Source organism: Streptomyces sp. NPDC096132 (assembly GCF_044763345.1).
Lineage (GTDB): Bacteria > Actinomycetota > Actinomycetes > Streptomycetales > Streptomycetaceae > Streptomyces.
Genome location: NZ_JBIWGA010000002.1, coordinates 76,378 through 101,613 on the forward strand (window position 1 = coordinate 76,378; position 25,236 = coordinate 101,613).

The 25,236-nt window shown below is 73.5% G+C and carries 19 protein-coding genes; 12 read left to right on the plus strand and 7 right to left on the minus strand.

Annotated features, from left to right (window positions below; translation table 11 throughout):
• Positions 1-28: 28 nt before the first annotated feature.
• Genes ACIRF9_RS04740 through cobI form a run of 7 tightly spaced genes read left to right on the plus strand, consistent with a single transcriptional unit; the run spans position 29 to position 10,867 of the window.
• Positions 29-970, plus strand: coding sequence for a cobalamin biosynthesis protein (locus tag ACIRF9_RS04740; protein WP_403816346.1), 942 nt, complete (start codon positions 29-31; stop codon positions 968-970).
• On the plus strand, positions 967-2,499 hold the full coding sequence (locus ACIRF9_RS04745) for a cobyric acid synthase (protein ID WP_403816349.1): 1,533 nt from the start codon (positions 967-969) through the stop codon (positions 2,497-2,499). The genes ACIRF9_RS04740 and ACIRF9_RS04745 overlap by 4 nt, the downstream gene beginning before the upstream one ends.
• A complete protein-coding gene (gene cobN / locus ACIRF9_RS04750) occupies positions 2,496-6,149 on the plus strand; it encodes a cobaltochelatase subunit CobN (RefSeq protein WP_403816352.1) in 3,654 nt (1,217 codons plus the stop codon). Before ACIRF9_RS04745 ends, cobN begins: the two co-directional genes overlap by 4 nt.
• The gene (locus ACIRF9_RS04755; RefSeq protein WP_403816355.1) at positions 6,146-8,143 is read left to right on the plus strand and encodes a putative cobaltochelatase; all 1,998 of its coding nucleotides are present in this window, start codon (positions 6,146-6,148) and stop codon (positions 8,141-8,143) included. The genes cobN and ACIRF9_RS04755 overlap by 4 nt, the downstream gene beginning before the upstream one ends.
• Positions 8,143-8,742 carry a cob(I)yrinic acid a,c-diamide adenosyltransferase gene (cobO, locus tag ACIRF9_RS04760; protein ID WP_381431947.1) on the plus strand — a complete coding sequence of 200 codons (600 nt, stop codon included), beginning with the start codon at positions 8,143-8,145 and terminating at the stop codon, positions 8,740-8,742. The genes ACIRF9_RS04755 and cobO overlap by 1 nt, the downstream gene beginning before the upstream one ends.
• Positions 8,742-10,133, plus strand: a complete 1,392-nt coding sequence (locus ACIRF9_RS04765) for a cobyrinate a,c-diamide synthase (protein WP_403816358.1) — start codon at positions 8,742-8,744, stop codon at positions 10,131-10,133. Before cobO ends, ACIRF9_RS04765 begins: the two co-directional genes overlap by 1 nt.
• Positions 10,118-10,867 carry a precorrin-2 C(20)-methyltransferase gene (cobI, locus tag ACIRF9_RS04770; RefSeq protein ID WP_403816361.1) on the plus strand — a complete coding sequence of 250 codons (750 nt, stop codon included), beginning with the start codon at positions 10,118-10,120 and terminating at the stop codon, positions 10,865-10,867. Before ACIRF9_RS04765 ends, cobI begins: the two co-directional genes overlap by 16 nt.
• 11 nt (positions 10,868-10,878) lie before the next feature.
• Here the strand turns inward: cobI and ACIRF9_RS04775 are convergent, their stop codons facing one another.
• Entirely contained in the window at positions 10,879-11,607 is a 729-nt protein-coding gene (locus ACIRF9_RS04775; RefSeq protein ID WP_403816364.1) for a ZIP family metal transporter, read from the minus strand.
• 110 nt (positions 11,608-11,717) lie between these two features.
• Between ACIRF9_RS04775 and cobM the strand changes: the two genes are divergently transcribed.
• The 5 genes from cobM to cobC are packed head-to-tail and all read left to right on the plus strand — an operon-like array spanning position 11,718 to position 17,480.
• A complete protein-coding gene (gene cobM / locus ACIRF9_RS04780; protein ID WP_403816366.1) occupies positions 11,718-12,536 on the plus strand; it encodes a precorrin-4 C(11)-methyltransferase in 819 nt (272 codons plus the stop codon).
• On the plus strand, positions 12,533-13,768 hold the full coding sequence (gene cbiE, locus ACIRF9_RS04785) for a precorrin-6y C5,15-methyltransferase (decarboxylating) subunit CbiE (protein ID WP_403816369.1): 1,236 nt from the start codon (positions 12,533-12,535) through the stop codon (positions 13,766-13,768). The genes cobM and cbiE overlap by 4 nt, the downstream gene beginning before the upstream one ends.
• Positions 13,765-15,447, plus strand: a complete 1,683-nt coding sequence (gene cobJ / locus ACIRF9_RS04790; RefSeq protein ID WP_403816372.1) for a precorrin-3B C(17)-methyltransferase — start codon at positions 13,765-13,767, stop codon at positions 15,445-15,447. The genes cbiE and cobJ overlap by 4 nt, the downstream gene beginning before the upstream one ends.
• Positions 15,448-15,499: 52 nt before the next feature.
• Positions 15,500-16,429, plus strand: a complete 930-nt coding sequence (locus ACIRF9_RS04795; protein WP_403816374.1) for a sirohydrochlorin chelatase — start codon at positions 15,500-15,502, stop codon at positions 16,427-16,429.
• Positions 16,419-17,480 carry an Rv2231c family pyridoxal phosphate-dependent protein CobC gene (cobC, locus tag ACIRF9_RS04800; protein ID WP_403816377.1) on the plus strand — a complete coding sequence of 354 codons (1,062 nt, stop codon included), beginning with the start codon at positions 16,419-16,421 and terminating at the stop codon, positions 17,478-17,480. The genes ACIRF9_RS04795 and cobC overlap by 11 nt, the downstream gene beginning before the upstream one ends.
• Here cobC and ACIRF9_RS04805 read toward each other — a convergent pair.
• From ACIRF9_RS04805 to ACIRF9_RS04830, 6 genes are all read right to left on the minus strand, one after another.
• Positions 17,428-19,293, minus strand: a complete 1,866-nt coding sequence (locus ACIRF9_RS04805) for a DUF2264 domain-containing protein (RefSeq protein ID WP_403816380.1) — start codon at positions 19,291-19,293, stop codon at positions 17,428-17,430. The genes cobC and ACIRF9_RS04805 overlap by 53 nt on opposite strands.
• A 194-nt stretch (positions 19,294-19,487) precedes the next feature.
• Positions 19,488-20,549 carry a LacI family DNA-binding transcriptional regulator gene (locus ACIRF9_RS04810; RefSeq protein WP_403816383.1) on the minus strand — a complete coding sequence of 354 codons (1,062 nt, stop codon included), beginning with the start codon at positions 20,547-20,549 and terminating at the stop codon, positions 19,488-19,490.
• A 30-nt stretch (positions 20,550-20,579) separates the two neighbouring features.
• Positions 20,580-22,229 (minus strand): sugar ABC transporter substrate-binding protein, encoded by a 1,650-nt coding sequence (locus ACIRF9_RS04815; RefSeq protein ID WP_403816386.1) that lies wholly within the window; start codon positions 22,227-22,229, stop codon positions 20,580-20,582.
• A gap of 27 nt (positions 22,230-22,256) precedes the next feature.
• Positions 22,257-23,144 carry a carbohydrate ABC transporter permease gene (locus ACIRF9_RS04820; protein ID WP_403816389.1) on the minus strand — a complete coding sequence of 296 codons (888 nt, stop codon included), beginning with the start codon at positions 23,142-23,144 and terminating at the stop codon, positions 22,257-22,259.
• Complete coding sequence (locus tag ACIRF9_RS04825) at positions 23,141-23,995, minus strand: ABC transporter permease (RefSeq protein ID WP_403816392.1); 855 nt, start codon at positions 23,993-23,995, stop codon at positions 23,141-23,143. Before ACIRF9_RS04825 ends, ACIRF9_RS04820 begins: the two co-directional genes overlap by 4 nt.
• Before the next feature lie 209 nt (positions 23,996-24,204).
• Positions 24,205-25,125: an SCO1860 family LAETG-anchored protein gene (locus ACIRF9_RS04830; protein WP_403816395.1), complete on the minus strand. Its 921-nt coding sequence runs from the start codon at positions 25,123-25,125 to the stop codon at positions 24,205-24,207.
• Positions 25,126-25,236 lie beyond the last annotated feature (111 nt).

Consider the following 25,236-nt stretch of genomic DNA (forward strand, 5'->3'; position numbering starts at 1 on the left):
CTGCCCGATCCCGCGGCCGGCTGAGCCGATGCGTGCCGATCGCGTCTTCGCGTACGGCGCCGCCCTCGGCCTCCTCGGTGACGCGCTCCTCGGTGATCCTCGCCGGGGGCATCCGGTCGCCGTGTTCGGGCGGGCCGCCGGTGCCGTGGAGCGGGTGCTGTGGCGGGACCACCGGGGGTGGGGCGCGCTGCACACCGCCCTGTGTGCCGGTGGCGCGGTGGCCCTGGGGGCCGTCGCCGAGAAGGCCGTACGCCGCTCCCCCGCCGTCTCCGTCTCTCTCACCGCCGCCGCCACCTGGGCCGTGGTCGGCGGGACCTCGCTGGCCCGCGAGGCCCGAACCATCGGGCGGGCCCTCGAAGCGGGGAACGTCGAGGGCGCGCGGGCCCGGTTGCCGCATCTGTGCGGGCGGGATCCGCAGGCGCTCGACGCCGACGGGATCGCGCGGGCGGTCGTGGAGTCCGTCGCCGAGAACACCTCCGACGCCGTCGTGGGGGCGCTGGTGTGGGGTGCCGTGGGCGGGGTGCCGGGGCTGCTCGGGTTCCGGGCCGTCAACACGCTGGACGCCATGGTGGGGCACAAGTCCGCCCGCCATCGGCGGTTCGGGTGGGCCTCCGCCCGGCTCGACGACCTCGCCGGGTGGCCGGGGGCGCGGCTGACCGCCGTACTCGCCACCGCGGCCGGGGACGATCCCCGGGGTGCCGTACGGGCCTGGCGGGCGGACGCGCGCAGGCATCCCAGCCCCAACGCCGGTCCCGTCGAGGCCTCGTTCGCGGGGGCCCTCGGGGTGCGGCTGGGCGGGACGCTGTCGTACGGCGGCCGGGTCGAGCACCGGCCCGTGCTCAACGGGGAAGGACGCGCGGTCGCCACGGGCGACATCGAGCGGGCCGTACGGCTCTCCCGGCGCGTCGGTCTGCTCGCGCTCGGCGTGGCTGTCGCCGGGCGCCTCATCGCAAGGGGGAACAGGTCATGAGCGGGGGTCTCCTCGTCGCCGGCACCACCTCCGACGCCGGCAAGAGTGTCGTCACCGCCGGGATCTGCCGGTGGCTGGTGCGGCAGGGGGTGAAGGTCGCGCCCTTCAAGGCGCAGAACATGTCCCTCAATTCGTTCGTGACGAAGGAAGGGGCCGAGATCGGGCGGGCCCAGGCGATGCAGGCGCAGGCCTGTCGCGTCGAGCCGACGGCTCTCATGAATCCGGTGCTGCTCAAGCCCGGCGGTGAGCAGAGCAGTCAGGTCGTGCTGCTCGGGAAGCCGGTCGGGGAGCTGAGTGCCCGTGGGTATCACGGGGGGCGGCAGCAGCGGCTTCTCGGGACCGTTCTCGACTGTCTCGCCGAGTTGCGGGGCACGTATGACGCGGTGATCTGTGAGGGGGCCGGTTCGCCCGCCGAGATCAATCTCCGGCGGACCGACATCGTCAACATGGGGATCGCCCGGAACGCCGGGCTCCCCGTGCTCGTCGTCGGCGACATCGACCGCGGGGGCGTGTTCGCCTCGTTCTTCGGGACCGTCGCGCTCCTCTCCCCCGAGGACCAGGCACTCGTCGCCGGGTTCCTCGTCAACAAGTTCCGGGGGGACGTATCGCTCCTCGAACCGGGGCTCGACATGCTGCACGGGCTCACCGGACGGCGGACCTACGGTGTCCTGCCGTTCCGGCACGGGCTGGGGATCGACGAGGAGGACGGGCTGAGGGTCTCCCTGCGCGGGACCGTGCGGGAGTCGAACGTCTCCCCGCCCGTGGGCGACGACGTGCTGCGGGTGGCCGTGTGCGCGATCCCACTGATGTCCAACTTCACGGACGTGGACGCCCTCGCCGCCGAACCCGGTGTCGTCGTGCGGTTCGTGGACCGCCCCGAGGAGCTCGCCGACGCCGACCTCGTCGTGATCCCGGGGACCCGGGGGACCGTACGGGCGCTGGAGTGGCTGCGGGAGCGCGGGCTGGCGGACGCCCTGAGGCAGCGGGCCGCCGAGGGGCGGCCGGTCCTCGGCATCTGCGGCGGCTTCCAGATCCTCGGCGAGCACATCGAGGACGAGGTCGAGAGCCGGCAGGGGCAGGTGGAAGGGCTCGGTGTCCTTCCCGTCCGGGTGCGGTTCGCCCGGGAGAAGACCCTCACCCGGCCGGTGGGCGAGGCCCTCGGCGAGCGGGTCGAGGGGTACGAGATCCATCACGGGGTCGCCGACGTCCATGGAGGGGACGCGTTCATCTCTGATGACAAAGGACACAGCCTGGACGGCTGCCGGGTCGGGCAGACCTGGGGGACGCACTGGCACGGCTCGCTGGAGTCGGACGGCTTCCGGCGGGCGTTCCTGCGCGAGGTGGCGGCCGCCGCGGGCCGCCGGTTCGTGCCGGCCGCCGACACCTCCTTCGCCGCGCTGCGCGAGGAGCAGCTCGACCGGCTCGGCGACCTGATCGAACAGCACGCGGACACGGACGCGCTCTGGCGGCTCATCGAGTCGGGCGCGCCGCAAGGACTGCCTTTCATTCCACCGGGAGCGCCCGCATGAGCACAGTGTTGTTGTTGTCGACCGCCGACACCGATCTGCTGGCGGCCCGGGCCGCTTCCGGCGCCGGCTACCGGATCGGCAACCCCACCCGCGTCGACGTCACGGACGAGCTGCCCGGTCTCCTCGACGGCGCCGACATCGCCGTCGTACGACTGCTCGGCGGGAAGCGGGCCTGGGAGGACGGGCTTGCCGCGCTGAAGGCGTCCGGGATCCCGACCGTGCTGCTGGGCGGCGAGACCGTGCCGGACGCCGAGCTGATGGCCGAGTCGTCGGTGCCGGCGGGTGTCGTCGCGGAGGCGCTCCGGTATCTCGTCGAGGGCGGGCCCGCCAACCTGACCGAGCTGGCGCGGTTCCTCTCCGACACCGTGCTGCTGACGGGCGAGGGGTTCGTCGAGCCGCAGAAGATGCCGGAGTACGGCGTCCACGGCTCGTATGCCTACGAGGAAGGCCGACCCACCGTCGGCGTGCTCTTCTACCGGGCCCATGAACTCAGCGGCAACACCGCCTTTGTGGACACCCTCTGCGATGCCATCGAGGCGGGCGGCGCCAACGCCCTTCCCGTGTACTGCGGTTCGCTGCGCGGCGCCGACCCCGAGCTGTACGGGATCCTGGGGAAGACGGACGCCCTCGTCGCCACCGTCCTCGCCGCCGGTGGCACCCACGCCTCGCAGGCCTCGGCGGGCGGGGACGAGGAGGCCTGGGACATCGGGGCGCTCGCCGATCTCAACGTGCCGGTGCTGCAAGGGCTTTGTCTTACGTCGTCCAAGGCGGCCTGGGACGATTCGGACGCCGCGCTCTCCCCCATGGACGCGGCGATGCAGGTCGCGATCCCGGAGTTCGACGGGCGGCTGATCACCGTGCCGTTCTCCTTCAAGGAGCAGGGGCCGGACGACGTCCCGGTGTACGTGGCCGACCCGGAGCGGGCCGCTCGGGTCGCCGGAATCGCCGTACGGCACGCGAAGTTGAGGCACAAGCCGAACGCGGAGAAGAAGCTGGCGCTGGTGTTCACCGCGTATCCGACCAAGCATTCGCGGGTCGGCAACGCGGTGGGGCTGGACACGCCCGCTTCGGCGGTGCGGGTGCTGGACGCGCTGTCTCAGGCGGGCTACGCGCTCACCGAGTACCCCGACAACGGCGACGAGTTGATCCACCGGCTCATCAACGCCGGTGGGCACGACGTCGAGTGGCTCACCGAGGAGCAGTTGGCCGCCGCGCCCGCGCGGGTGCCGCTCGCCGACTACCGGGCGTGGTTCGACAAGCTGGACCCGTCGTTGCGGGACGCGATGCTGGAGGCGTGGGGCGAACCGCCGGGTTCGCTGTACGTCGACGGGGACGACGTCGTGCTGGCGTCTCTCCAGTTCGGGAACGTCGTCGTCATGATCCAGCCGCCGCGCGGCTTCGGGGAGAACCCGATCGCGATCTACCACGACCCGGACATGCCTCCATCGCACCACTACATGGCCGCGTACCGGTGGCTCGACAACAGCTTCGGCGCCGACGCCGTCGTCCACATGGGCAAGCACGGCACGATGGAGTGGCTGCCGGGCAAGGGGCTTGGGCTGAGCGGGGGTTGCGCGCCGGACGCCGTCCTCGGTGACCTGCCGCTGATCTACCCCTTCATCGTCAACGACCCCGGCGAGGGCACCCAGGCCAAGCGGCGCGGGCACGCCACCGTCGTCGACCACCTGGTGCCGCCGATGGCGCGCGCGGACACGTACGGCGACCTGGCGAAGCTGGAGCAGCTCCTCGACGAGTACGCGCTCGTCTCCGACCTGGACCCGACGAAGGCACCGGCCGTCCGGGCGCAGATCTGGACGCTGGTGAAGGCGGCCGAGCTCCACCACGACCTGCATGTGGACGAGCAGCCGGAGGACGCCGACTTCGACGAGTTCGTCATGCACATCGACGGCTATCTGTGCGAGATCAAGGACGTGCAGATCCGCGACGGGCTGCACATCCTCGGCGGCGGTCCGGTCGGCGAGCCGCGCGTGAACCTCGTGCTCGCCGTCCTGCGCGCCTCTCAGGTGTGGGGCGGGCAGGCGAATGCCCTGCCGGGGCTGCGGGCGTCCTTCGCGGCCCATTTCGGGCTGGTCGAGAAGGAACTGCTGGCCGAGCCGGGCGCGCCGGTGAAGGTGCCGGTGGAGCTCTCCGACCTCGTCGAGGGTCCGTCGCGCACGGCCGCCGACGCGATCGACCTGCTGGAGCAGCTGTGCCGGCGGGTCGCGGAGGGGATGGAGGCGCGGGACTGGGACGTCTCGGTCGTCCCGGCCGTCCTGCGCGGGGTGCTCGGTGTGGAACTCCCGGACGGCGTCGCCGTGTTGGAGTTCGCCTGCACCGAGGTCGTGCCTCGCCTCGCGAAGACCACCGACGAGATCGGCCACATCCTCAAGGCCCTCGACGGCGGTTACGTCCCGGCCGGCCCCTCCGGCTCGCCCACCCGGGGTCTGGTCAACGTCCTCCCGACCGGCCGCAACTTCTACTCCGTCGACCCCAAGGCCATCCCGTCCAGGCTGAGCTGGGAGGTCGGGCAGTCGCTCGCCGACTCGCTCGTCCAGCGGTATCTGCAGGACACGGGCGAGTACCCGAAGTCGGTGGGCCTGACGGTCTGGGGTACGTCGGCCATGCGTACGCAGGGCGACGACATCGCGGAGATCCTGGCGCTGCTGGGCTGCCGTCCCGTCTGGGACGACGCCTCGCGCCGGGTGACGGGCTTCGAGGTGGTCCCGCTCGCCGAGCTGGGCCGGCCGCGCATCGACGTCACCGTGCGCATCTCCGGCTTCTTCCGGGACGCGTTCCCGCACGTGGTCGGGCTGATCGACGACGCCGTGCGCGAGGTCGCCGAGCTGGACGAGCCCGCCGACCAGAACCATGTGCGCGCCCACGCCGACGCGGACACCGCCGAGCACGGCGACCGGCGGCGGGCGACGGCCCGGATCTTCGGGTCCAAGCCGGGGGCGTACGGCGCCGGTCTGCTGCCGCTGATCGACGCCCGCAACTGGCGCTCGGACGCCGACCTCGCCGAGGTGTACGCCGTCTGGGGCGGCTACGCCTACGGGCGGGGGCTCGACGGGCGGGCGGCGCGCGGGGACATGGAGACCGCGTTCAAGCGGATCGCCGTCGCCGCCAAGAACGTCGACACGCGCGAGCACGACCTCGTCGACGCCGACGACTACTTCCAGTACCACGGCGGCATGGTCGCCATGGTGCGGCACCTGACGGGCGCCAACCCCGAGGCGTACGTGGGTGATTCCGCCGTACCGGACCAGGTGAGGACCCGCACGCTGGGCGAGGAGACGCACCGTGTGTTCCGCGCCCGGGTGGTCAACCCGCGCTGGATGGCGGCCATGCGCCGGCACGGCTACAAGGGCGCCTTCGAGATGGCGGCGACCGTCGACTACCTGTTCGGCTACGACGCGACGGCGGGCGTGGTCGACGACTGGATGTACGAGAAGCTCAGCGCCGAGTACGTCTTCGACGCGGAGAACCGGGACTTCATGAAGAAGTCCAACCCGTGGGCCCTGCGGGGTATCACCGAGCGGCTCCTGGAGGCCGCCGATCGCGGGCTGTGGGCCGAGCCGGACGCCGACACGCTCGAGCGGCTGCGGGCCACCTACCTGGAGCTGGAAGGCGACTTGGAGGGCGACCAGTGACCACCCCCTTCCCCTTTACGGCCGTCGTCGGCCAGGACGACCTGCGGCTCGCGCTGCTGCTGAACGCCGTGTCGCCGGCGGTCGGCGGGGTGCTGGTGCGTGGCGAGAAGGGCACCGCCAAGTCGACGGCCGTCCGCGCTCTTTCGGCGCTCATGCCGACCCTGGACGTCGTCTCCGGCTGCCGGTTCTCCTGCGACCCCGGCTCCCCCGACCCGGCGTGCCCGGACGGGCCGCACGAGCCGGGGGCGTTCGAGACACGGCCCGCGCGGATGGTCGAGCTGCCGGTGGGTGCCTCGGAGGACCGGCTGGTGGGCGCGCTCGACATCGAGCGGGCGCTGGCCGAGGGCGTCAGGGCCTTCGAGCCCGGCCTGCTCGCCGACGCGCACCGCGGGATCCTGTACGTCGACGAGGTCAACCTCCTCCACGACCACCTGGTCGACCTGCTGCTGGACGCGGCGGCGATGGGCGCGTCGTACGTCGAGCGCGAGGGTGTCTCCGTACGGCATGCCGCGCGTTTCCTGCTCGTCGGGACCATGAACCCCGAGGAGGGCGAGCTGCGGCCGCAGCTGCTCGACCGGTTCGGGCTGACCGTGGAGGTGGCCGCCTCGCGCGAACCCGACCAGCGGGTGGAGGTCGTCCGGCGCCGGCTGGCCTACGACGACGATCCCGCGGGTTTCGCCGAGCGGTGGGCGGACGAGGAGTCCGCCGTACGGGCACGGATCGTGGCGGCGCGGGAGCTGTTGCCGTCGGTGCGGCTGGGCGACGGGGCGCTGCGGCAGATCGCGGCGACCTGCGCGGCGTTCGAGGTGGACGGCATGCGGGCCGACATCGTGATGGCGCGCACGGCCACCGCGCTGGCCGCCTGGGCCGGGCGGACGGACGTCCTCGCGGAGGACGTGCGGCAGGCGGCGCTGCTCGCGCTGCCGCACCGCAGGCGCCGCAATCCCTTCGACGCGCCGGGGCTCGACGAGGACAAGCTCGACCAGACGCTGGAGGAGTTCAGCGGGGCGGACGACGAGGACCCGGATCCCGGCCCGGACGGGCCCGGCGGGGGTGGCGGGCAGCCGCCGTCCGAGGGGCCGCGGGCCGACGGTGGCTCCGGTGCGCGCCCCGAGGCCGGGGAGGGCGGGGAGCCGCAGGCGTCCGGTGCGGGCGAGCAGTCCCCCGTACGGGCCTCCGAGCCGTTCCGTACCAAGGTGCTGAGCGTCCCCGGGATCGGTGAGGGTGCCGCCGGGCGGCGCTCGCGGGCGCGGACCGAGCACGGGCGGACCACCGGGGCCCGGCGGCCCCGGGGGACGCTCACCAAGCTGCACCTGGCGGCGACCGTGCAGGCCGCCGCGCCGCACCAGCGGGCGCGGGGGCGCTCGGGACCGGGGCTCGTGGTGCGGCGGGACGATCTGCGGCAGGCGACGCGGGAGGGGCGTGAGGGGAACCTCGTGCTGTTCGTGGTCGACGCCTCCGGATCGATGGCGGCCCGGCAGCGGATGAGTGCCGTCAAGGGCGCTGTTCTGTCCCTGCTCCTTGACGCCTATCAGCGGCGGGACAAGGTCGGGCTGGTGACGTTCCGGGGCGCGGCCGCCGATGTCGCGTTGCCGCCGACCTCGTCGGTGGACGCGGCCGCCGCCCGGCTGGAGTCGCTGCCCACCGGGGGGCGTACGCCGCTCGCCGCCGGGCTGCTGAAGGCGCACGACGTGCTGCGGGTGGAGCGGCTGCGGGATCCGGCGCGGCGGGCACTGGTCGTCGTGGTGACGGACGGGCGGGCCACCGGTGGGACGGAGCCCGTGGCGCTCGCGGGGCGGGCGGCGCGGCTGTTCGCCGCCGAGGGCGTGGCGTCGGTGGTCGTGGACTGCGAGTCGGGGCCGGTGCGACTGGGGCTCGCCGGGCAGCTCGCGGGTGAGCTGGGAGGCACGGCGGTGACGCTCGACGAGTTGCGGGCGGAGTCGATCGCCGGGCTGGTGAAGGACGTACAGGGTCGTTCGAGGAGGGCCGCGTAATGCCGCAGGGACAGCCGAGTGTCGTGCCGGACGACGGACTGACGACCCGGCAGCGTCGTAACCGGCCGCTCGTGGTGGTGCACACCGGCATCGGCAAGGGCAAGTCGACCGCCGCGTTCGGGCTCGCCCTGCGGGCCTGGAACCAGGGGTGGCCCATCGGGGTGTTCCAGTTCGTCAAGTCGGCCAAGTGGAAGGTCGGCGAGGAGAACGCGCTGCGGGTGCTGGGGGCGTCCGGCGAGGGCGGGTCCGTCGACTGGCACAAGATGGGCGAGGGCTGGTCGTGGGTCCAGCGGGACGCTCAGATGGACAACGAGGAGAAGGCCCGGGAGGGCTGGGAGCAGGTCAAGCGGGACCTCGCCGCCGAGACGTACAAGCTGTACGTGCTCGACGAGTTCGCGTACCCCATGCACTGGGGGTGGGTGGACACGGACGAGGTGATCTCCGTGCTGCGGGACCGGCCCGGTACCCAGCATGTCGTCATCACCGGGCGGAACGCCCCCGAGAAGCTCGTCGACTTCGCCGATCTCGTGACCGACATGTCCAAGGTCAAGCACCCCATGGACGCGGGCCAGAAGGGCCAGAGGGGCATCGAGTGGTGATGTCGTCCGTCCCACGGCTGGTCATCGCCGCGCCCTCCTCGGGCAGCGGCAAGACCACCGTCGCCACGGGGCTGATGGCCGCGTTCGCCGCGCGGGGGCTCGCCGTGTCCCCGCACAAGGTCGGGCCGGACTACATCGACCCCGGGTATCACGCGCTCGCGACCGGGCGCGTGGGACGGAACCTCGACGCGTACCTGTGCGGGCCGGAGCTCGTCGCTCCGCTGTTCCTGCACGGGGCGCGGGGATGTGACCTCGCGGTCGTCGAGGGTGTGATGGGCCTGTACGACGGGGCCGCCGGGGAAGGCGAACTGGCGTCCACCGCCCATGTCGCGAAGCTGCTGCGGGCGCCGGTCGTGCTCGTCGTGGACGCCTCGTCGCAGTCGCGGTCGGTGGCGGCGCTGGTGCACGGGTTCGCCTCCTGGGATCCCGAGGTCCGGGTGGGAGGCGTGATCCTGAACAAGGTCGCGTCGGACCGGCACGAGGCGCTGCTGCGGGAGGCGCTGGACTCCTCCGGGGTGCCGGTGCTGGGCGCCTTGCGGCGTGCTCCGCAGATGTCGACGCCTTCTCGGCACCTCGGGTTGGTTCCTGTTGCCGAACGGCGCGGAGCTGCGGTCGAGGCGGTTGCTTCCATGGCCGCGCAGGTCTCCGACGGGTGTGACCTCGCCGCGTTGGAAGCCCTCGCCCGTGCTGCCGGTCCCGTACCAGGGGGCTCTGCCCCCTGGACCCCCGGTTTGCCCACCCACAACCACCCGTCTCGGTTGGGTGAGAAGCGAGCCGACAAAGAACGCAAGCCGGTCGTCGCCGTTGCCGGTGGGGCCGCCTTCACCTTTTCCTATGCCGAGCACGTCGAGCTCCTGACCGCCGCCGGAGCCGAGGTCGTCACCTTCGATCCCCTGCGGGACGAGTCCCTCCCGGAGGGCACCGCCGGACTCGTCATCGGGGGCGGGTTCCCCGAGGTGTACGCCGCCGAGCTGTCCGCCAACGAGCCGTTGCGCAAGGCCGTCGCCGCGCTGGCGGAGTCCGGGGCTCCCGTCGCCGCCGAGTGCGCCGGACTGCTGTATCTGTGCCGGGAGCTGGACGGGCAGCCGATGTGCGGCGTGCTGGACGCCACCGCGCGGATGACGGAACGGCTCACCCTCGGCTACCGGGACGCCGTCGCCGTGAGCGACAGTGTGCTGGCCGTGGCCGGGACGCGGATGCGCGGGCACGAGTTTCACCGGACCGTCGTCGAGCCCGGAGCGGGGGCGGACCCCGCGTGGGGCGTACGCGCCCCCGAGCGACGGGTCGAAGGCTTCGTACAACAAGGTGTGCACGCGAGTTATCTGCACACGCACTGGGCGGCCGAGCCCGGTGTGGCCCGTAGGTTCGTGGAGAGGTGCCGGACGTCATGAGCGAGAGCAGCAGGCTGATCGGAGTCGGGGTGGGTCCCGGGGATCCGGAGCTGGTGACCGTGAAGGGCGTCAACGCGCTGCGGGCCGCCGAGGTCGTCGTCGTCCCCGTCATGGACACGGGCGAGCGCGGGCGGGCCGAGGCGACCGTGCTGCACTACGTGCCGCAGGAGAAGGTCGTCCGGGTCGTGTTCGCGCTCAACGAGCGCAGCGACCGGGCGCGGCGGGAGGCCGCCTGGGACGCGGCCGGGGAGCGGGTGGCCGGGCTGCTGCGGCAGCACGGGACCGTCGCCTTCGCCACCATCGGTGACCCGAACGTGTACTCCACCTTCACGTATCTCGCGCAGACCGTCGCGGAGCTGGTGCCGGGGACCGTCGTGGACACCGTGCCCGGGATCACGGCGATGCAGGATCTGGCCGCGCGGTCCGGGGCGGTGCTCACCGAGGGCACCGAGCCGCTCACGCTCGTGCCCGTCACCGCCGGGTCGGCCGTGCTGAAGGACGCGCTGGCCGGGCCGGGGACGGTCGTGGCCTACAAGTTCGGTCGGCAGGCCGCCGAGGTCGCCGAGGCGCTGCGGGAGACCGGGCGGATCGGGGACGCGGTGTGGGGGTCGGCGCTCGGGCTGGCGGAGGAGTCGATCCGGCCGGCCGCCGAGCTGGGCGGGGAGCCGCTGCCCTACCTCTCGACGCTCATCGCGCCCGCGCGGCGCGAGGGCGGGCGGGGCGGGAAGCTGTGAGACCCGGCAGCTCAGGCCGCCAGGCCCACCACCAGCCAGATGAAGGCCGCGCCCGCGATCGTGCACAGCACGGTCGAGCGGGCGGGGTGTTCGTGGTGGGCCTCGGGGAGGATCTCGGCCGCGGCGAGGTAGAGCAGCGCGCCGCCGAACAGGCCGAGATAGCCGCCGAGCAGTTGCTCCGGGATGGTGACCACGGTCGCCGCCGCCGCACCGAGCACGGGTGCCGCGGCGTCCGCGAACAGCATGAACAGCGCCTTGCGGCGGGCGTTCCCGTACAGGCTCGTGATCGTGTACGTGTTGAAGCCGTCCGCGAAGTCGTGCGCGATCACCGCGACGGCCACCGCCAGGCCCATGCCGCCGCCGACCTGGAAGGCCGCGCCGATCGCCACGCCGTCCATGGCGCTGTGGCCGACCATCGCCGCGGCCGCCGTCAGGCCCACCTCGGGGGTCCGGCCGTTGTGTTCCCCGGCGCCGTGCGCGGCCTGCCGCACGGCGAGCAGACGTTCCACCAGATGGGCCAGCAGGAACCCCGCGACGAACAGCAGGAGCGCCGCCGGGACGCCGAAGACCTCCGTGCCGGCCGCCTCCAGGGCCTCCGGCAGCAGGTCCAGGCCGACGACGCCCAGCATCAGGCCACCGGCCAGGCCGAGGACCAGGTGGCGGCGGTCGGTGACACGCTGTGCCGTCCAGCCGCCGGCCAGCGTCATGAGGAACGCGCCGAGCGCGACGAAGACCGCCATGGGCCCTTCGTATCCGATCAGCCCCCGGCCGCGCACATCCGGCCCCTGACCTGACCCCGTTACGACCCGTTGCGACCCGCTTCGAACCCGCTGTGAGAGGACCCGAACCCATGGCCGATGCCCCCGCCGGCAAGGTGACCTTCGTCGGTGCCGGCCCCGGCGCCGCCGACCTGCTGACCTTCCGTGCCGCGCGCGCCATCGCCGAGGCCGACGTCGTGATCTGGGCCGCGAGCCTGGTCCAGGCGGAGGTCCTCGACCACGCGCGGGAGGGTGCGGAGATCCTCGACTCGGCGACGATGTCCCTGGAGGACGTGGTGGCCGTGTACGAGCGCGCCCGCCGGGAGGGTCTGCGGGTCGCGCGCATCCACTCGGGCGACCCCGCGCTGTGGGGCGGTACGCAGGAGCAGCTCGACCGGTGCGACGCGATCGGTATCGCGACCGAGGTCGTCCCCGGGGTGTCGTCCTTCTCCGCGGTCGCCGCGCTGGCCCGGCGTGAGCTGACCATTCCCGAGGTCGCGCAGTCCGTGGTCCTCACCCGGCTCGGCGGCGGCAAGACGCCGATGCCGCCCGGGGAGGAGGTGCGGGAGTTCGCCCGGCACGGCACCACCATGGCGATCTTCCTGTCCGCCGCCCGCAGCGGGCAGCTGGTGCGGGAGCTGCTGGAGGGCGGCTACCCGACCGCCACCCCGGTGGTGATCGCCCACCAGGCGACCTGGCCGGAGGAGCTGGTCGTGAAGTGCACCATCGGCACGCTGGAGGAGACGGTCAAGGAGCACAAGCTCTGGAAGCACACGCTCTTCCTGGTCGGCCCGGCCCTCGACGCCCACGGCACCCGTTCGCACCTGTACCACCCGGGCCACTTCCACGGCTACCGCAAGGCCGACCCGGAGGCCCGCAGGGCGCTGCGCGAGCGGGGTGCCGGTACGTGATCACGGTCTTCGGAACGGGCACCGGGGCGCCGCCGGGCCCCGAGGAGCTGGCCGACGCCGAGCTGGTCGTCGGCGGGCGGCGCCACCTGGACGCCGTACGGCTGCCCGCGACCGCCGAGCGGATCGTCCTCGGGCCGCTCGCGCCCGCCCTCGACGTCGTCGGGACGTACGTCGCCGAGGACCGGCGGGTGGTCGTGCTGGCCTCGGGCGACCCGGGGTTCTTCGGGATCGTGCGGGCGCTCGCCGAGCGGTTCGGGCCTGAGCTGCTGGACGTGCGTCCCGGGGTCTCCTCCGTCGCCGCCGCCTTCGCCCGGCTCGGGCTGACGTGGGACGACGCGGTCGTCGTCAGCGCGCACGGACGGGATCCCCGGACGGCCGTGAACGTCTGCCGGGCGCATCCCAAGGTCGCCGTGCTCACCGGGCCCGGCGCCGGACCCGCCGAACTGGGGGCGGCACTGCGGCAGTCCGCGCGGGTCCTCGTGGTCGCCTCCGCGCTGGGCGATCCGCTGCGCGAACGCGTGGAGCGGGTCTCCCCCGCCGAGGCGGCGGAACGGGACTGGGGTACGGCGGTGAGTGTCGTCCTGTGTCTGGACGAGTCCCGGCCGCTCGGTCCCGCACGGACCCTCGCGGGCGGCGCGGCCCGGCCCGCGGGATGGGCGCTGGCCGAGGACGACTTCGCGCACCGCGACTCGATGATCACCAAGTTCGAGGTGCGGGCGCTGGCCCTGGCCCGGCTCGGGCCACGCCCCGGCGACCTGGTGTGGGACGTGGGCTCCGGGTCGGGGTCGGTGGCCGTGGAGTGCGCGCGGCTCGGTGCCGCCGTCGCGGCGGTGGAGAAGGCCCCGGACGGGGTGGAACGAATCCGCGCCAACGCCGGAGCGCACGGCGTGTACGTCGACGTCGTGCACGGCATGGCGCCGGGCGCGCTCGACGGCCTCGACGATCCCGACGCCGTGTTCGTCGGCGGCGGCGGGCGGGAGCTGCCCGACATCGTGGGCGTCTGCGCGCGGCGGGCGCGGCGGACCGTGGTGGTCGCCATGGCCGCGCTGGACCGCGTGCCGGCCGCCCGGGCCGCGCTCGTCGGGGCCGGGTACGACGTCGACGGCGTCCTGCTCCAGTCCTCGCGGCTCGCTCCCCTGCCGGGAGACGTGACCCGGCTGGCGGCGACCAATCCCGTATTTCTGCTGTGGGGTGTGCGCACCCCGGTGTCCAGTGAAGGAGTTGCTCAGTGATCGGCCTCATTTCCGCCACCGCGGCCGGGGCGGCGGCGCGCGACCGGCTGGCCGTGGCGTGGCCGGACCGTACGCGCGTGTACGACGGTCCCGTCGGGGACGCCGTCCGGCGGGCGTTCGCGGAGTGCGAGCAGCTCGTGTGCTTCCTGGCGACGGGGGCCGTCGTACGGCTCGTCGCCCCGCTGCTGACCGACAAGGTCTCCGACCCGGGTGTGGTGTGCGTCGACGAGGGCGGCCGGTTCGCCGTACCGCTGCTCGGCGGGCACGCCGGCGGCGCCAATGAACTCGCCGTGGAGGTGGGCGAGCTGCTGGGTGCCGAGCCCGTGGTGACCACGGCGACGGACGCCGTCGGCATCCCCGGTCTGGACACCCTCGGCCTGCCCGCGGAGGGCGATGTGGCCGGGGTGACCCGGGCCCTGCTGGACGGCGAGCCGGTCGCGCTGGACGCCGAGGTGACCTGGCCGCTGCCGCCGGTGCCGTTCGCGCCGGAGGGGGCGTACACCGTCCGGATCACCGACCGTGCCGTCGCGCCCGCCTCCCGGGAGGTGCTGCTGCGGCCGCCGTCGCTCGTCGTCGGCGTCGGCGCGTCCAGGGGCGCCCCGGCCGAGGAGGTGCTCGAGGTGATCGAGGGCGCGCTGCGGGACGCGGGACTGTCCGCTCGCAGCGTCGCCGGGCTCGCCACCGTGGACGCCAAGGCGGAGGAGCCCGGCATCCTGGAGGCGGCCGCGCGGCTCGGCGTGCCGGTGGTGACGTACTCCGCCGAGGAGCTGGCCGTCGTGGAGGTGCCGAACCCCTCCGACGCGCCGCTCGCCGCCGTGGGCACGCCCTCCGTCGCGGAGGCGTCCGCGCTGCTCGGCGGGGGTGAACTCGTCGTGCCCAAGCGGAAGTCGGCCGGGACTCCCGCGATGGCGACCTGCGCCGTCGTACGGCGGCCGGGGCGAGGGCGGCTCGCGGTCGTCGGGCTCGGGCCCGGTGCGCGGGACCTGCTCACCCCGCGCGCGAAGGACGAGCTGCGGCGCGCCTCGGTGCTCGTCGGGCTCGACCAGTACGTCGACCAGATCCGTGACCTGCTGCGGCCCGGCACCCGGATCCTGGAGTCGGGCCTGGGCGCCGAGGAGGAGCGGGCGCGCACGGCCGTCGCGGAGGCCCGCAAGGGACAGGCGGTCGCGCTGATCGGCAGCGGGGACGCCGGTGTGTACGCCATGGCCTCCCCGGCGCTCGCCGAGGCGTCCGAGGACATCGACGTGGTCGGGGTGCCGGGCGTGACCGCCGCGCTCGCGGCCGCCGCGCTGCTCGGCGCGCCGCTCGGCCACGACCACGTGTCGATCAGCCTGTCCGACCTGCACACGCCGTGGGAGGTCATCGAGCGGCGGGTGCGGGCGGCGGCCGAGGCCGACATCGTGGTCACCTTCTACAACCCCCGCTCCCGGGGCCGCGACTGGCAGCTGCCCAAGGCGCTCTCGATCCTCGCGGAGCACCGGGAGCCGGCGACGCCCGTCGGTGTCGTGCGCAACGCCTCACGCCCGGACGGGACGGCCCGGGTGACCACCCTGGCCGCGCTCGACCCGGCGACGGTCGACATGATGACGGTCGTGACCGTGGGCAACACGGCGACCCGGACCGTCGCGGGGCGCATGGTGACGCCCCGCGGCTACCGCTGGCAGGAGGAGCCGAAGTGAACCGCCCCCTGCCGAACCACCCCCCTTTCGCTGCTTTCGCCGAGGAGAAACCGTGACCACCCCGCCGCCCGCCCTGCTCATCGCCGGCCATGGCACCCGGGACGATGCCGGAGCCGAGGCGTTCCGCGACTTCGTACGGGAACTGGGGCGCCGCCACCCCGAACTGCCCGTCGCGGGCGGTTTCATCGAGCTGTCCCCGCCGCCGCTGGGCGAGGCCGTGACCGAGCTGGTGGAGCGGGGGGTGCGGAGGTTCGCCGCCGTACCGCTGATGCTGGTGTCCGCCGGGCACGCCAAGGGGGACATCCCGGCGGCGCTGGCGCGTGAGAAGGAGCGGCACCCGGGGGTCTCGTACACCTACGGCCGTCCGCTGGGCCCGCACCCGGCGCTGCTGAACGTCCTGGAGCGGCGGCTCGACGAGGCGCTGGGCACCTCCGGGCGCACGCCCGAGGACCGCTCCGACGTGACCGTGCTGCTGGTGGGGCGCGGATCCACCGACCCGGACGCCAACGCGGAGGTGTACAAGGCGGCCCGGCTGCTGTGGGAGGGGCGCGGGTACGCGGGTGTGGAGACGGCGTTCGTGTCGCTGGCCGCGCCGGACGTGCCGAGCGGCCTCGACCGGTGTGTGAGGCTGGGCGCGCGGCGGATCGTCGTCCTGCCGTACTTCCTGTTCACGGGCATCCTGCCGGACCGGGTGCGGCAGCAGACCGAGGGGTGGGCGGCCGCGCACCCGGAGGTGGAGGTGCGCTCGGCGGACGTCATCGGGTCCGAGCCGGAACTGCTCGACCTGGTGATGGAGCGGTACGAGGAGGCGGTCAAGGGGGATCTGCGGATGAACTGCGACTCGTGCGTGTACCGGATCGCGCTGCCCGGCTTCGAGGACAAGGTGGGGCTGCCGCAGCAGCCGCACTTCCACCCGGACGACGACGGTCACCACCACGGGCACCAGCACCACGGAGGGCACACGCATTCCCATGCACACTGACGGGCACGACCTGCGGCACCACGGGGACGCCGAGGTGCGGGACGCCGGCTCGGCGCTCGTCGACCTCGCGGTGAACGTCCGCGCGGACACTCCTCCGCGCTGGCTGCGCGAGCACATCGCCGCGTCGCTGACCGGCCTCGCGGCCTACCCGGACGGGCGGGCCGCGCGGGCGGCGGTGGCGGCGCGGCACGGGCTGCCGGTGGAGCGGGTGCTGCTGACGGCGGGCGCGGCGGAGGCGTTCGTGCTGCTGGCGCGCGCCCTGAAGGTCCGTCGACCGGTCGTCGTGCACCCGCAGTTCACCGAGCCGGAGGCGGCGCTGCGGGACGCCGGGCACAGTGTGGACCGGGTGGTGCTGCGGGCCGAGGACGGTTTCCTGCTGGATCCGGCGGCCGTGCCCGAGGACGCCGACCTGGTGGTGATCGGCAACCCCACGAACCCCACGTCGGTGCTGCACCCGGCGGAGACGATCGCGCGGCTGGCGCGGGTCGGGCGGACGCTGGTGGTCGACGAGGCGTTCATGGACGCGGTGCCCGGCGAGCGCGAGGCCCTCGCCGGGCGCACGGACGTCCCCGGTCTGGTCGTGCTGCGCAGCCTGACGAAGACCTGGGGGCTGGCCGGCCTGCGGATCGGGTACGTCCTCGCCGCGCCGGAGACGATCGCCGAGCTGGAGCGGGCGCAGCCGCTGTGGCCGGTGTCGACCCCGGCGCTGGCGGCGGCCGAGGCGTGCGTGTCGCCGCGTGCGCTGGCGGAGGCGGCCCATGCCGCCCATCGGGTCGCCACCGACCGGGCCCATCTGGTCGCCGGGCTGGAGGAGTTCGCGGCCGACGGGGTCCGGGTCGCCGGTCCTGCCGAGGGCCCCTTCGTCCTCGTCCGGCTGCCGCGGGCGGCCGCGGTGCGCCGGCGTCTGCGGGACCTGGGGTTCGCGGTCCGGCGGGGGGACACCTTCCCCGGGCTCGACGAGGAGTGGCTGCGGCTGGCGGTGCGGGACCGGACGACCGTCAACTCGTTCCTCCAGGCGCTGGACCGGGCGATGACGCTGGCGGACCGCTGAGCGACGGCACCCGCTCCTGGGTGCCGTCCGGGAACCGGACCCGCACGGCGCCATCGACGTCCACGGTTGCCTCCGCCCCGGCGGTCGGCGCGTCCACGCCCAGCACGACGAGGGTGACCAGGAGCGGGGCGGCGCCTTCGAGGACGGGGGTCGCCGAGTGCCGTCCGCAGGCGTTGGCGTCCAGGGCGCGTACGACGGTGCCGGCCGCGTCGCCCCAGCCGTGCAGGGCGACGAGCGCGCTGGTCAGGCCGTCGGCGCGGATGGCCAGCGCATGGCCGGGGCCCGTCTTCGCGAGGGGTGGCCCGAAGTCGTCGGCGACGGCCCAGCCGCCCTCGCGCACGGGCGTGCCGGGCGGCGCGTCGACGCGGTGCACCCGGATCTCCCACGGCCCCCGCACCACGCTCACGGTCTCGATCCCGCTCCCGCCGCCCTGCCGGGACCCGGCGCTCCGGCCGCGGGCGCCCAGCGGTTGGATGCGCCCTCGCTGCGAGGGCGTCCCGTCGGGGGCGAGCAGGGCGATGTGGTTGTCGGGGCCGGCCGGGGTGTCGGGGGCGGTGGCGCTGGAGTAGGCGAGCTTGGCGTAGTGCGGGCTGTCCTCGGCGGTGGCGGGCGGGGGCGGGAGGCGGTCGCTGCCGTGGTTGACGAGCCGTACGATCCCGTCGGCCGCGGTGGAGTGCAGCAGCCAGCCGGGTGCGGGCACCGCGAGGACGGCGTCGGCGGTGTCGACGGGCCCGGGCTCCTCGACGGCCGTCCACACGGGGTGGTCCTCGGGCAGCAGGAGGCCGAGGAAGGCCTTGCTCGCCCAGTACGGGGAGGCGGGGCCCGAGTAGCGCTGGGTGACGGGGCGGAAGGGCCGGTACCAGCCGAGGGTGAGCAGGCCCTGTTCGTCGGGGACGCCCCGTTCGGCGAAGTGCTTCAGGGCTCCCGAGGCGAGGCGGCGGGTGCGGCCGGGCGGTAGGGGAGTGGCGTCGGCGAGCGCGCCCGCCCACAGCGGGGCCGTGGTCGCGAACCGGTAGGTGAGGGAGCGACCCTGGTGGACCGGGGCGCCGTCGGAGCCGAAGAAGTGCTGGTGGGCGGTGAGGAACTCGCTCAGTCGCGCCCGGTGCCGGGCCACCGTGTCCGGGTCGGCGCGGGGGCCCGCGATCCGCGCCCACAGCACCGGGTACAGGTGGAGGGCCCAGGCGTTGTAGTAGTCGAACTTCCGTCCGTCGCCGTCGGTGTACCAGCCGCCGCCCCGGTACCAGTCGTCCAGCCGGGCGAGCCCGGCGTCGATCTCGTCACGGCGGTACGGGGCGCCGACGGAGGCCAGGAACTCCTCCGTGATCACCTGGAACAGCCGCCAGTTGGAGTCGTTCACGTCGGCCCCGACGAACCCGCCCAGCCAGTCGACCACCCGCCCCCGCACCCCGTCGTCCAGGTGGTCCCACAGCCAGGCCCGTGACTCGTGCAGCGCGACGGCGACGGAGGCGGCCTCGACCATGGGCTGGGCGCGGTCGGTGACGGGCGGCCAGTGCTCGGGGTGGCCCGGATCGGTCCCGGCGGCGAGCCCGGCGGCGTACCGCTCGACGAGCCCGGCCCCGACCCGGCCGCGGGACCCCGCGACACGGAAGGCGGCGAGGAGGAACGACCGCGCGAACCCTTCCAGGCCGTCGGACCAGGAACCGGAGTGGCTGGGCGGCCCGGGCAGCCGGTACTGGGCGAACCCGGGAGTGGCATAGGGCAGCAGCCCATCGAGCAACCGATCGGCGGCCGCCTCCCAGTGGGCGCGGGTCCAGCCGGTATGAGGCGAGAGAAGGAAGTCGGCCTCTGGCATACGCGGGCAAGTCCTCCGTGAGCTGTGGTCAGGGGGCACGGCAACGCACCTAAGGGGCGCGGGGCTGCATCGATATGCGGCTCCGCCGCGATGGGGGTTCCCCCGCTCATGGGGGCCCCTCCCGCTCGAGCGAAGTCGAGAGTGGGGGAGAAGCCGAGAGTGGGGGAGCGACCAGCCACAGACGGCCCGCACCCTCACGACGGCCCACCCGGCGGAGCCACGCTTCGCCGTACGACGATGTGGGTGCCCAGCAGATGGTGGGTCCCAGCGGCCCGCTCGGGATCGCGCAGGGCGATGCGGACGGCGGCCCGGCCGAGTTCCTCGGCGGGTGTCCGTACGGTGGTCAGGGGCGGGTTGAAGTCCTCGGCGAGCGGGATGTCGTTGTATCCGACGACGGAGATGTCCTCCGGGACGCGCAGTCCCGCGTCGGCGACGGCCCGCAGCGCACCGGCCGCGACCATGTCGTCGCCCGCGAACACGGCGGTGAACTCCCTTGTCTCCTTGAGGAGTTCGCCCATCGCCCGCACCCCCGCCGCCCGCCCGAGCCCGCAGTCCACGACCCGCGCGGCCTCGGGCGGCAGCCCGTGCTCGGCGAGCGCGGCCCGGTAGCCCGCCACCCGGGCGTCCAGCGCGGTGTTCCCGGGCAGCCCGCCGAGGAAGACGATCCGGCGGTGACCGGCGGACAGCAGGTGCCCGGTGATCGCCCGGGCGCCCGCCTCGTTGTCGAACTCCACGACCAGCGCGGGGATGTCGGGGTCCGGCGCGGGCCGTCCGCACAGCACCAGCCGGGCGCCGGACGCGTCGAGGGCCTGGGCGTAGTGGGCCACGCGGGAGCGATACGCCTCGTCCTCGACGACCCCGCCGACCAGGATGACGAGCCGCGCGCCCTCCTCCCGCATGAGCTGGACGAACTCCATCTCACGCTGCGGATCGCCGCCGGTCGCGCCGACCACGCACAGCCAGCCCCGGTCGGCGGCCTCCGCCTCGACGCCCTCGGCGACCTGGGCGTAGAAGGGGCTGGTGACCTGGCGGACAACGACGGCGGCCATCTTGCGGCCGCCGCCGACCAGGGCGCGGGCGTGCGCGTTGGCGACGTAGTCGAGGTCGTGGGCGGCGCGCAGCACGCGGGCCCGGGTCGCGGCGGGCACCGGATGGTTGCCGCTGAGCGCGCGGGAGGCGGTGGCCGTCGACACGCCTGCCCGCTCGGCGACCTCGCGGATCGTGACCCGCTGTTTGGGCACCATGTCGTTCCCCATCCCCCGCGTCTCCTCCCTCGCCGGCGGCTTTCAGGTGTTGGCCGCGTAGTCGTTGGCGAACTCCTCGGCCATTCTGTCGCCGCCGCGGCTGCGCCACGTCTTCACGGTCGTGTCCCACTCGGACAGCGGCAGTCGGCCGGCGACGATCCCGGTGACGGTGTCGTCGAGGAGCGCCTTGAGGGTGGTGCCCTGGGCGTTCTTCGTCCGGGACTGGAGGCCGTAGGAGGCGTTGCGGATGGCGTGCGGGACGACCTTCTGCTGCCAGGTGTGCAGGGCGCGTACGGCGTCGGGCATGCCCGGTACGAACAGCACCTGGGGGCCTTCGGCGAGGTACTTCAGCGGCAGGTTGGTGTTGTTCTCGACCTCGCCGAGCTTGGTGGGCTGCGGGGAGCCGTCCTTGCCCCGGGTGAAATGGGTGCCCTCGACGCCGTAGTGGACGAGCTCCCACTCCTGGCTGCCGAACGGGGCGGCGAGGTGGTCGAGGATGCGCAGGAGCAGTTCGACGCGTTCCTTCTTCGCCTTCTTCAGCACGGTGTAGCCGAAGGAGCGGCGGGCGGCGACGATTCCGCCGGGTTCGCCGTCCACGCCGTACGGCAGGGCGGCGGCCGGGGTCAGTTTGCCCTGGGACTCGCGGTACTTGGGCAGGTAGGCGCCGAAGCCGTCCTGCATGGAGGCGACGGTGCCGTTGTAGAAGAGGGTGGTCAGGTCGATCTGGGAGATGGACGTGGCGTCGGGGAGGTAGCTGCCGGCCTTGCGCAGGCCGGCCTGGAAGGCGATCGCGGCCTTGAAGCGTTCGTCGGCCCAGCCCGGCAGGAACGTGCCGTCCTCGGTGACGGCCCACTCCTGGGGCGCGCGGTGGGCGGCGGAGTGCACGGCGTTGCCGAACAGCGAGCCGTTGGCGGCGCCGAGCGCGTACCGCTTTCCTGCGGTGGCCTGCCGGGCGACGGCTGCGAAGTCGTCGGCGGTCCAGCCCTCCTTCATGCCCGCGTCGGTGAAGACGCCCTGGTTGATCCAGAGCGTGGAGCCGGGCAGCGGGCGCTCCAGCGGGATGCCGTAGAGGCGGCCGCCGATGCGGCCCATGTCCTTCCAGGCGTGGGTGGGGATGTTGGCGAGGTTGGGGTAGTCGGCGATCGCCTCGCCGGAGAGGTACGGCGTGAGGTCCTCGGCGCGCCGCTGGACGAACTCGGCCTCGCGCGGCAGGACGAAGCCGGAGAACAGGTTGATGATGTCGGGCAGGGTGTCGGCGTCCCCGGCCATCACCGTGGCCATCTTCTTCTGGTAGTCGGCCTGGGAGACGATCGTGTACTCGATCTTCACGCCGAGTGCCTTCTCGACGGCGGCCCAGAACCGGTTGGCGGAGGCCGGCTTGGGCGGGGTGCCGAAGGACACCGACATGACCTTGACGGTGGAGCCGTCGCCGGGGGTCCGGGAGACGGACTTGACCAGGTCGGTGGGGTAGGCGGTGTAGCCGGCCTGGACGCCGGCGTCGGTGGGGGCGAGGTCGGGCTTCGGGCCGGCGGCGGGCTTGTAGGCCGGCCAGGGGGCGAGCTTCTTGCCGGCGTTGGAGACGTCGCTGTCGCCGGAGCTCGTGGAGCAGGCGGTCAGCAGGCCGGGGACGGAGGCGGCGGCACCGCCCACCGCCATGGAGCGCAGGAGGGTACGTCGGGACATGCGGGCCATGGGTGAATCACCTCGTGTCGGCTTGAGTCAGCTCTTGATGGCGCCGGTGAGCACGCCCTTGGTGAAGTACTTCTGCAGGAAGGGGTAGACGAGCAGGATGGGTACGGTGGCGATCACCAGGACCGCCATCTGCACGGTCTGCGGGGCGGTGACCGTGCCCTCTCCGGTGGTCGCGTCGGTGAGTCCGGAGCCGGCCACCACATAGGTGCGCAGCACCTGCTGGAGGGGCCAGTGATCGCTCTCCAGGTAGAGCGAGGCGTAGAACCAGGAGTTCCAGTACGCCACCGCGTAGAAGAGGCCCACGACGGCGAGCGCGGCCTTGGACAGCGGCAGCACGACGGAGACGAGCACCCGCCAGTCCCCCGCCCCGTCGAGGCGGGCGGCCTCGTACAGCTCCTCGGGGATGCCCTGGAAGAAGCCGCGCAGGACGACGAGGTTGAAGACGTTCACGAGGACCGGCAGGACCAGGGAGGCGTAGTTGTCCAGCAGGCCCAGCTCCTTGACCAGCAGGAAGCTCGGGATCATGCCGGGCGGGAAGAGGAACGTGAACAGGATCAGCAGCAGGACCGGCCGGCCGCCGAGGGTCCCGGGACGGGAGAGGGCGTAGGCGAGGGTCACCGTGCAGGCGAGGCTGAGGAGGGTGCCCACGACGGTGACGCCGGCGCTGACGCCGAGGGCGTGGGTGACGATGCCGCCGTCGAGGATGTCGCGGTAGGCCTTCAGCGAGGGCTCGGTCGGCCACAGCACCCAGCCGCCGTTGGCGACGACCTCGTCGGTGGAGGCGAGCGAGGTCGACACGATGACGAGGAACGGGACGCAGACCAGGAGGACGACGGCGGTCAGGGCGAGGACCTTGCCCGCCTGGGTCACCGGTCTCGGCTTCTCCATCCAGCCGGGCCGGACGTGGCTGCTCACTTGTAGACCCCCTGTTCGCCGAGGCGGTGGGCGACCTTGTTGGCGGCGTGGACGAGGAGGGCGCCGATCACGCCCTTGAACAGGCCCGCCGCGGCCGCGAAGCCGTAGTCGCCGCCGACGATGCCCTGGTAGTAGACGAAGGTGTCGATGATCTCGGCGGCCTCGGGGCCGACGGCGTCGCGCTGGAGCAGCATCTGTTCGAAGCCGACGGAGAGGATGTCGCCGAGCCGCATGATGAGCAGCAGCACGATCACCGGGCGGATGGCGGGCAGGGTGACGTGCCAGAAGCGCCGCCAGGGTCCGGCCCCGTCGATCGCGGCGGCCTCGTACTGCTGCTCGTCGACCTGGGCGAGGGCCGCGAGGAAGATGATCGTGCCCCAGCCGGCGTCCTTCCAGATCACCTGGGCGACGACGAGCGGCCGGAAGGCGTCCGGGTCGCCGATGACGTCGACGGTGTGCAGCCCCATGCCGCTCAGGCCGGAGTTGAGCAGTCCGGTGTCGCCGAGCACCTGCTGGAAGAGGGCGACGACGATCACCCAGGAGATGAAGTGCGGGAGGTAGGCCACCGACTGCACGAAGCGGCGGACGCTGGTCCAGGTGAGGCTGTGCAGGAGCAGGGCGAGGGCGAGCGGCACCGGGAAGTAGAAGACGAGCTGGAGGACCGCGATCCAGACCGTGTTGAGGACCGCGTCCCAGAACGCGGCGTCCTCGAACATCCGCCGGAAGTTGTCCAGGCCGACCCAGGGGCTGTCCCAGAGGCCGTCGAAGGGGACGTACTCCTTGAAGGCGATGACGTTGCCGGCCAGCGCGCCGTAGTGGAAGAGCAGGAAGTAGCCGAGACCGGGGAGCATGAGCAGGAACAGAGCCCCGCTCTGTAAGCGTTTTCGCCTCGTATGCCGGACGACTGCCACGGGTTCCCCCTCGCTTCTCGGAGTAGGAGCGAAGAGGAAGTTAAAACGCTTTCATGCAGTGGTCAACAGTTCTGACAGAGAAAGGGAGTTGGCCCAGGTGGCCATGGGGCGTCCACCTGGGTCAACGACTGAAAGCGTTTGCAGGGCGTCTAGTTGCGGCGGCGTGCCACGGCGACCGCCGCGCCACCGGCCGCCAGCAGCACCACCGATCCGGCCGCGAGGTACCGCGTGACCGGGCCGCCTCCGGTCCGGGCGAGGTCCGCCTCGGCGGGGGCGCCCTGCGGCTCGACGTCGGCGGGCTCGACGTCGGCCTCGGGTGTCGCGCTCGACCCGGCCGGCTCCTCGGAGGCGGTCGGGGTCTCGCAGCGCGCCTCGGCCAGGGTCAGGGTGCCGGTGACCTCGGCGACGTTCAGCTTCAGCGGGTTCACCCGCACGGTGAGCCGAAGAGCGGTCGCGGCGGCCGTGCGGGAGGTGACCTCACGCCGGGACAGGTCGAGCCGGACCTCGCCCACGCCGGGCACCTCGACCTCGGTCGGGCCGCCGGCGCTCACCGAGACCTTCTTGCCGAGGACCGTCACCGCGCCGGGCAGGGCGGAGGTGGCGACCGGGGTCTTCCCGGCCTCGCAGGTCGCCCTGGAGGTGACCGCGTCGATCTCGATCAGGGAGAGCAGGGGCAGCCCGGGGACGTGCAGCCGGGCGCGGGCGAGGCGGGTGGAGGCCTCGGCCTTCGCGCCGTCGACGCCGGCCTTCGCCTCGGCGACGTCGGCGCGCAGGAGACTGAAGGGCTGTCCGCCGTCGACGCCGTCCAGCTGGGCCGTCAGCGCGGTCCTCCCGGCGCTCTGCGGCGCCCGCACCTCGTCGAGGGAGACGGTGAGCGGCACCTCGACCGTTCTGTCGACCAGGGCGACGTCGAGGCCGGTGCGCAGAGCCACCGCGCTCGCACCGCCCCGACCGTCGGTCGCGTGCGCCGGACCCGCGCCGGCGAGGCCGACGGGGCCGGCGGTCAGGGCGGTGGCCGCCGCCACGACGGCGAGACGGCGTGCGGGCATGCGGAAGTACACGGTGCTCACGGGTGGGCTCCCCAGAAGAGACGCTTCGGGACCCCGCAAGAATTACGTACGAGGGGTGAACGGTCAGCGGCCTGACGGGAGTTCACTCCAACGTGAGTTTTCCGCACACAT

What these genes read in the sequence shown, in the direction of transcription:
- cobC (WP_403816377.1), top strand. Translation starts at nt 16,419, where the DNA reads ATGCACACTGACGGGCACGACCTGCGGCACCACGGGGACGCCGAGGTG.
- ACIRF9_RS04815 (WP_403816386.1), bottom strand. Translation starts at nt 22,229, where the DNA reads ATGGCCCGCATGTCCCGACGTACCCTCCTGCGCTCCATGGCGGTGGGC.
- cobN (WP_403816352.1), top strand. Translation starts at nt 2,496, where the DNA reads ATGAGCACAGTGTTGTTGTTGTCGACCGCCGACACCGATCTGCTGGCG.
- cobM (WP_403816366.1), top strand. Translation starts at nt 11,718, where the DNA reads ATGGCCGATGCCCCCGCCGGCAAGGTGACCTTCGTCGGTGCCGGCCCC.
- ACIRF9_RS04825 (WP_403816392.1), bottom strand. Translation starts at nt 23,995, where the DNA reads ATGCTCCCCGGTCTCGGCTACTTCCTGCTCTTCCACTACGGCGCGCTG.
- ACIRF9_RS04765 (WP_403816358.1), top strand. Translation starts at nt 8,742, where the DNA reads ATGTCGTCCGTCCCACGGCTGGTCATCGCCGCGCCCTCCTCGGGCAGC.
- ACIRF9_RS04805 (WP_403816380.1), bottom strand. Translation starts at nt 19,293, where the DNA reads ATGCCAGAGGCCGACTTCCTTCTCTCGCCTCATACCGGCTGGACCCGC.
- ACIRF9_RS04775 (WP_403816364.1), bottom strand. Translation starts at nt 11,607, where the DNA reads ATGGCGGTCTTCGTCGCGCTCGGCGCGTTCCTCATGACGCTGGCCGGC.
- ACIRF9_RS04810 (WP_403816383.1), bottom strand. Translation starts at nt 20,549, where the DNA reads ATGGGGAACGACATGGTGCCCAAACAGCGGGTCACGATCCGCGAGGTC.
- ACIRF9_RS04745 (WP_403816349.1), top strand. Translation starts at nt 967, where the DNA reads ATGAGCGGGGGTCTCCTCGTCGCCGGCACCACCTCCGACGCCGGCAAG.
- cobO (WP_381431947.1), top strand. Translation starts at nt 8,143, where the DNA reads ATGCCGCAGGGACAGCCGAGTGTCGTGCCGGACGACGGACTGACGACC.
- ACIRF9_RS04740 (WP_403816346.1), top strand. Translation starts at nt 29, where the DNA reads ATGCGTGCCGATCGCGTCTTCGCGTACGGCGCCGCCCTCGGCCTCCTC.